Origin of the sequence: Streptomyces torulosus (assembly GCF_001419765.1) — a bacterium.
Taxonomy (GTDB): Bacteria; Actinomycetota; Actinomycetes; order Streptomycetales; family Streptomycetaceae; genus Streptomyces; species Streptomyces torulosus.
This window is the reverse complement of the sequence record NZ_LIRK01000915.1, coordinates 1-3,207: the sequence shown is the minus strand read 5'-3', so window position 1 is coordinate 3,207 and position 3,207 is coordinate 1. Positions and strand designations below refer to the sequence as shown.

General features: G+C 75.1%; 1 protein-coding gene and 1 pseudogene. Both read right to left on the bottom strand.

What is annotated here, in order from left to right:
* Positions 1–223: 223 nt before the first annotated feature.
* Positions 224–1,801, bottom strand: coding sequence for a PstS family phosphate ABC transporter substrate-binding protein (locus AOK23_RS42455; protein ID WP_055717720.1), 1,578 nt, complete (start codon positions 1,799–1,801; stop codon positions 224–226).
* 152 nt (positions 1,802–1,953) lie between these two features.
* Positions 1,954–3,207 (bottom strand): annotated as a pseudogene (locus AOK23_RS42450) (serine/threonine-protein kinase); the annotation flags it as partial.

Here is a 3,207-nt window from a genome sequence, read left to right as displayed (position 1 = left end):
ACTCGCGGTGACCGGGGACTCACGGTGACCGGGGACTCGCGGTGACCGGGAGCTCGCGGTGACCGGGGACTCGCTTTTCGGGTGCGGGTGAGTGGGGGGCGGCGCCGGGGAAAGGCACGGGGCACAGCCGCTGCTTTTCAGGGGCGCGGGGAACTGCGCGAGGAACCACGACGCACCCGCACCCGCCGAACAGACAGCGCGCCCCCGAGCTACTGGGCGCCCTTCACCTACCGCCCCCGTCCTCCCGAGCCCGCTCGTCGCACAGCCGCGCCCCCGTCGCCGTCTCGCACGGCACGTGCCCCTGGCCGCGGATGACGCTCTGGGCGGTGCCGCGGCGCAGGTGCGCGAGGAAGCTGTCGGCGAGGGAGTCGGCGGGCGGGCGCCGATACGTGTAGGCGTACTCGGCGCCGTAGTACGGGTAGCTCGCGTCGCCCGTCTCCAGGTTCTCGACGGAGGGCTCGCGACCGTCGAGGGCGAGGCCCAGGAGGCCGGGCCGGCCGGTGGCGACGGTCAGCTCGCTGTAGCCGATCGCGCCGGGGAGCCGGGCGACCGTGGTGAGGACCTGTTCGGTGGAGTCGAGCTCGCAGCGGGTGACCGCGTCCGGGGCGGACAGGTCGTCCCGGCGGCAGTCCAGCGACGTGCTGGGCACCCGCTCCCAGCCGTTCAGGACGGTGCGCTGGAAGACCTGCCGGGTACCGGAGTCCGCGTCGCGGCTGACGAGGACGACGGGGATGTCGGGGAGCGACGCGTCGAGCTGTCTCCAGCGGGTGATCTCGCCGCGGTAGAGCCGGCGTACGTCGTCGACGGTGAGGGTGGCGCCGGGCGGACGTATGCCGTCGTTGACGACGAGGGTGAAGACGGACAGCGCGACCCGGTGTCCGACGAGACGCGCGTCCGTGTTCGTGCTCGGGCCGTCCGAGAAGGCGATGACGGGTGGGGAGCCCTTCTTCGACTGCGCGCCGAGCAGGGCGAGTTCGTTGACGCCGGCCGAGCTGCCCCGGGCGTCCACCGTGATGTCGGCGCCCTCGCAGTCCTTCTCGTACTCCTCGGCGAGGCCCCGCAGCACCGGCGCGAACGCGGTCGACCCGGTGAGGGTCAGCTCGCCCGTGGCGCACTCCACGGGCGGCGGGGTGTCGTCCCGCACGACGATGATCGTGGCCAGGGCGACCACGCACAGCGTCAACATCACGGTGATGAGGCGGGCCGCGCGGCTGAACAGCGGCGGCTTCTCGTCCGGGGTGGCGCTGCGGTTGGGGTGGACCTCGCCGTCGCGGATGCCGCCGATGAGGCGGATCGGCCCGGCGACGTCACCGCCGGAGAGCAGCACCAGCAGCTTGAAGTGGTCGCCCCGGTTGAGCGGGACGCGGGGGATGCGGAGCACTCCGTCGCGGTAGCCGAAACCGGCGGCCGCGGTGAAGTGGTCCATCAGATGGTCGGTGCCGGACGGCTGGGTGACCGACACGCCCCGGATGACGCGGCCGCTGAACACGGCGGTCAGACCGTGGAGTTCACGGCCGGTGTAGTCGTTGTCGGCGATGCTCTGCGAGCCGTCGTTCTCGATGCGCAGCAGCACCAGGGTCGCGTCGGACATGTCCGGTGCCTCGTCGAAGAGGCCGAGCCGGACGTTGGCCCGGCCCGCACGCACCCCGTGGCCTATCGGGTTGTCCATCTGCACGCGGTACCCGATCCGCTTGCGGCGCGGCACCCGGCGCTCGTACCAGACCATCACGGCGGACGCCACGACACCGGCCACGGCGGTCGCCACCGCCACCACGTTCTCCGCGCTCAGCCACTCCTGCACGTGAGCCACTCCCCCGAGCCTTACGCTCCGCAGTCAAGCGGGGACACCGTACGGCGCGGGGAGGGGACAATCCGGGTACGCCCCCGGATGTTCAGCCGAAGTTCTCCGGGGACCCCGACAGCCCCCGGGGCGGGCGGGGTTCGCCGGTCGGCTCAGCCGCCCTTCGTGTACGTCACCGACTTGCCCGCCGTGTCCACGCGGCGCAGGCGGCCGTCGGGGAGGAGGGTGACCGTGGTGGCGGCGCCCGGTGAGCAGGACGTGGCCGGTTCGCCCTCGGTGACCGTGGAGGGGCCGATCCGCAGAGGGCCGTCGTCGTCCGGCGCCTCACTCAGCTCCGCCTCGAACACGCAGTGGTACGTGCCGCCCGCCTCCAGCGGGCCGTCCGCCGTCAGGGAGAGCACGGTGTCACCGACCTCGCCCTGCTGGATGACGAGTTCACGGGTGTCGGACCCGTCGGAGCCGCTGAGGGTCGCGTTCCAGGTGCCGAGGAAGTCCTCCGGGATCGTGCCCGCGTCCGGGGACTCGGTGGTGGGGTCGGGAGAGGTCTCCGGGTCGGTCGGCCCGGGCGTCGTCGGCCCGGGGGTCTCGGGCCCGCTCGTCGTGGGCCCGCCCTTGCCGTCGTTCTCCTTGCCGCCCTCCTCCCCCTTCTTCATCAGCGCGTACACCGAGCCGCCCGCGCCGAGCGCCACCACCAGGGCGACCGCGACGAGGACCACGGAGGAACGCCTGCCGCCGGACCGGTCCGGTCGCGGCCGGCCGCCGGGGCCCTGGAGGGGCGTCGGCCCGTACGGAGGGGTCGCGCCGAGGCCGCCCGCGGCGCCGAGGGCCTGGTGACCGCCGTACGGCTGCTGCCCCCCGTACGGCGCCTGCCCCCCGTACTGCTGCGGATCGGCGTACGGCTGCTGCCCGTACGTCCCGTACGCGGCCTGGCCCTGCGGGCCGCCCTGCGGATAGCCGTAGCCGGGGGCCGCGCCCGACGGCTGGCCGTACCCGGCCGGGGACTGCGGATGCGCCGGCTGCTGCGGGAAGCCGTACGCGGCGGGGCCGGGCGGCGAGGTGGGCGGAGGCGGCGGGGAGCCCGCCCTCACGACCTGGGTGGGCAGCCGGTCGAGCGGCGCGGAGCCCGGCCCGCCTGCCCCCGGGGCCCCGGGCGGAGGCGGCACGGCACCGCCCTCGGGCCCGCCGGCGGCATGACCGGGGGCGCCCTCGGGGTGGCCGGAGGGGCCCGCGTACGGGGATGCCGGGGCGCCCGGCGGTGTCGGCGCGCCCCCGGCGGAGGCGGGCGTCCCCGAGGCGGCGAACCCGGCAGCGGCGGCAGCAGCAGCGGGCGGCTGCTTGGTGAGATCGGGCGCCCCCGATCCCCCGCCCTCAGCCGGACCACCGGACGCCCCGGGCACCCCGGGCAC